The following is a 3,411-nucleotide window of genomic DNA, read 5'->3' as shown; positions in this document are numbered from 1 at the left end:
GAGGGCGCGCTTCCAGGTGTGTTGCCTTCAGTAACACCGCCCAATGCGCCGTCCGGATGCCAGACGACAATATGCTCCTTGCCGTCATCAAGTCGGACAAGCCCGGCCTCGCTCTCGCTTTTACCGCCCGTATGGAAGCTCTTGGAATAAAGGGTGCGACGGGCATAAGCATGAACCCGTGCCTGGGTGTGCTTCGCAAGAGCCGGAGCCAGACCACCCCAGCTGTTTTCATTATCATTTCCTGTCTGGCAGGCCCATGAATAGATGTCTGCTTTTAGTTTATGCGGTAACTCAAACCGAGCTGGATCAAGCTTCCGAGCCTGCTTTTTTTCAAACAGCTGCTTTTCGGCCTTATTACCTTTATAGCCAAACTCAAGCTTCAGGGGCAGGCCATGGCAAAAGAGGTCGATACGCTTGATCTTACGTTCACAAGTCTCATCCGGAAACGTTGCATCATTGATCAGGGTAATAAGCTCCCCAACTGTCGAGATAGGAAAAATCCGATCCGGGCTGGCATATTTAGCAGCTGCTTTTTCTACTGCTTGACGCTGAAGTTTAGTATAACCGGTAGTGAAGTAGATGAAGGTTCTGAAGTTCCCCACCGCCCCATATTCCCGCAGTGCGCGAACTCCTTGTGCAAGGAACATCATCTTATTGCCGAAGTCGTAGGTTGTCCGCATCAGCCTTCGCTGTTCTTGACGATACTCTCGGGCAAATTTGGGGTCTGCCATCTGGGTCCCCGCCGGCAAGGGCATACCTTCCAGTACATCTTGCGCAATACTTTTCGTTTGTCGCCATAGATTAAAATACTCGCTGGTGCCTGCGACTGTAATGTAATCGTACTTGACGCATTTTTCTGTGATCTTATCAGTCATCGGCCCTTAACCAAGCCTTCGCAAAACGAAAGTCTCTCGAACTCAGGAATCTCAGAGTTTTTGAGGTGAGCAATGACTTGATCATTCTTCAAATACTCTTGCCCGCCTGCGGCAACCCATAAGACAAACCGGCGCACACAAGAAAACTCATCAAAGGAAAGCTCTCTTGCTTTGCGAACTTGCTCTCTTGTGAAACTACGCAGTTGCTCTGCGGTATATTTTTTGGCATCAGCCTGAGTTTCTTCTTCAGCTAGCTCCTGCACCATCTGTTCACTAAACAACTCCCACTGCATATCCTCAAACGCCTTCTCCTGCGCCTTGCGGATGAGGGTGATATGGCTCTTGGGGCGTTCGTTGGTTTGTGTGGAGCTTTCTGTAATTGGCGTCATTGGCGTAATCTGGTGGGTTCGCATGTTAAAACGGCCTGCTTTGCAATGCTGTCCCGATGCAGGTGCTGCAAAATGCCAAAGCTGATGGGCATTGCACAGGCTGGGCTCCTCACACCAATCTTCAGCAATGAAGTCAGTAATTGGCCCGAAGAATGCCTGCGTTTCCATTTGGTTTGTAGAAAGCAACCAGACGCGCAGAACAGCTGGATCAAAAAACCGAAACCGTACCAACCGGCCATCACTTTCAAACTCAACGCGTAAATAACGCCGGAAATGCCGACGTAGCAGAACTACATCCGTGGCTTCATCCTCAGAGATATCCGGTGAAGCAACAAAGGCGCCGCGCTCTACCTGCTGCTTCAGACTTTCCGGGGGCGGTGTTCTGTAAAGCTCTTTGGCCTTTGATTTTGAGGCTAGGAAGTAAATCCCCCAGCCCTTGCCCCAACCTTCCTCAATCAACCAGTTGGTGAGATCGCTATCCTGTTCCAACCGCACCAGATAGGGAGCTGTCAGAGCAAGCTCCTGTGCCACTTCGCCAGCAATCAGGCTGCACCAGTCGGTATGCTCATCTCCCAGTAAACGGCCATAGATATCTTCACACCATTGTCCGTCGACAATCGCATAAGCAGCGATGTCCTCAGTGACTTTGGCAAACAGGCTTGCCTTCACACTGTCCGCGATCAGCGTATCTGGCTCGACATCAATAGATAATGCTGCCTGTGTCATGAGGCATCCTTAGCAAATGGACATTCCTCGGCGAACGGCTTGCGAGTCCCTGGAGGGGACGCGGCACCGATGAATACATTGGCGCTTCCCGAGACATCAGCACCACCGCAATCTATGGGATCGCCAACACGGCCTGCTTGCTTGTTGTTGAAGTTCACCGTGGGGCTACCAGCCGCCAACGCTCTGCCGTGAGAAGGAGACGGGCATGGTGAACAGCCATGGGGTGCATAGGCATCCCCTTGCCTTACAGCAGGCCGGTTGTTGATGAAGATATTCGGGCTTCCGGCAATTGCAGGTGTCGGCGGGAAATGACAATCATGGCCAGAGCCAATGTCACCTAAGCGAGCTGCGGGTTTTCCTGACATAGTCCTCTCCTACTTCTCAAAGGAGCGGGCGTAACGCTCAGCATGAGGACCTTGATAATCTTCTGGAGCAGATGGTTCAATGAATGGAACATCTTTGCCAGTCGCAGGAGCCCCTGCCCCGCAATTGACATTAACAACAGTGCCTTCAATCTTAATGCCGCTCGCATCGATGCGAATGAAGTTGCCGCCCACGTTGAGCGAGATGGCAGAGCCGGCACGAACAACCACCTGATCACCACCATCAACAAAGATGGTACCAGGAGCAGTGTAATGCTGATGTGCCAGGCTTTCCATGCGAATGTTGCGGTTCACCTTGGTGGTATAGTTGCCACCAACCAGCAGTGTTTTGTCATCAGCAATGCTTTCGTTATCGGCTGCGTCGACCTGCGTGCGGCGAACCGCTTTCACATGAAGGTCTTTTACACCGGAGATGGTTTCTCTGTGTGAGCCTTCCACCTCGATATCCTTTGATCCGCCTATAGATTCAGACTGAGAACCCTCAACGCGCTTGTGGCGGTTGGCACCCACCTTCCACGTCTCATTGTTCTCAACAACGCCATTGTGGAATTTTTGGGCGTGGAACCAGACTTCCTCTTGTCCGCCCTCATCCTCAAAGCGGAGTTCATTGGACCCAGTCGCCTTGTGACTGTCAGACTTCAGAACCATGCGGGTTTTGAAGTCAGGAAGCTTATTCGGGGTGCGGTTGTTGTTATGGTATGTCCGTCCCGTGATGATGGGTTGGTCCGGGTCGCCTTCGAGGAAGTCTACGATGACTTCGTGGCCGATGCGGGGGATGGCGATGTGACCCCAGCTGGCGCCAGCCCAGTTGGAGGAAACGCGGATCCAACAGGAGGAAGTGTCGTTCTTGGCACCATGACGATCCCATGGGAACCAGACTTTCACCCGGCCATGTTCATCACAGTAAATCTCTTCACCTTCCGGCCCGGTGACATGAGCGATCTGAGGGCCATCCACCAAAGGCTTTTTGAGCAGTTTGGGCCGGTATGGCAGGCGGGCGGGCATGACCTCAAAGCCGGCGCTGTAAGTGGTGGTGCC

Annotated in this window: 4 protein-coding genes; all 4 read right to left on the bottom strand. The window is 52.5% G+C overall.

From position 1 onward, the window contains the following. A partial coding sequence (locus tag PPL9_RS09110; RefSeq protein WP_152986647.1) for a hypothetical protein occupies positions 1-875 on the bottom strand: 875 nt, incomplete at its 3' end. Continuing rightward, complete coding sequence (locus PPL9_RS09105) at positions 872-1,990, bottom strand: DUF4123 domain-containing protein (RefSeq protein WP_057462407.1); 1,119 nt, start codon at positions 1,988-1,990, stop codon at positions 872-874. The genes PPL9_RS09110 and PPL9_RS09105, both read right to left, overlap by 4 nt. Then, positions 1,987-2,355: a PAAR domain-containing protein gene (locus PPL9_RS09100; RefSeq protein WP_082596416.1), complete on the bottom strand. Its 369-nt coding sequence runs from the start codon at positions 2,353-2,355 to the stop codon at positions 1,987-1,989. The genes PPL9_RS09105 and PPL9_RS09100 overlap by 4 nt, the downstream gene beginning before the upstream one ends. Before the next feature lie 9 nt (positions 2,356-2,364). Next, positions 2,365-3,411, bottom strand: a 1,047-nt coding sequence (gene tssI / locus PPL9_RS09095) for a type VI secretion system tip protein TssI/VgrG (protein ID WP_152986646.1), incomplete at its 5' end; no start/stop codon positions are given.

This window comes from Pseudovibrio sp. POLY-S9 (genome assembly GCF_001431305.1).
GTDB lineage: Bacteria > Pseudomonadota > Alphaproteobacteria > Rhizobiales > Stappiaceae > Pseudovibrio.
The sequence above is the reverse complement of the archived record's forward strand: the minus strand, read 5'-3'. Positions and strand labels throughout refer to the sequence as shown.

Coding starts and splice junctions, on each gene's coding strand:
- PPL9_RS09100 (WP_082596416.1), bottom strand. CDS start 2,355: ATGTCAGGAAAACCCGCAGCTCGCTTAGGTGACATTGGCTCTGGCCAT.
- PPL9_RS09105 (WP_057462407.1), bottom strand. CDS start 1,990: ATGACACAGGCAGCATTATCTATTGATGTCGAGCCAGATACGCTGATC.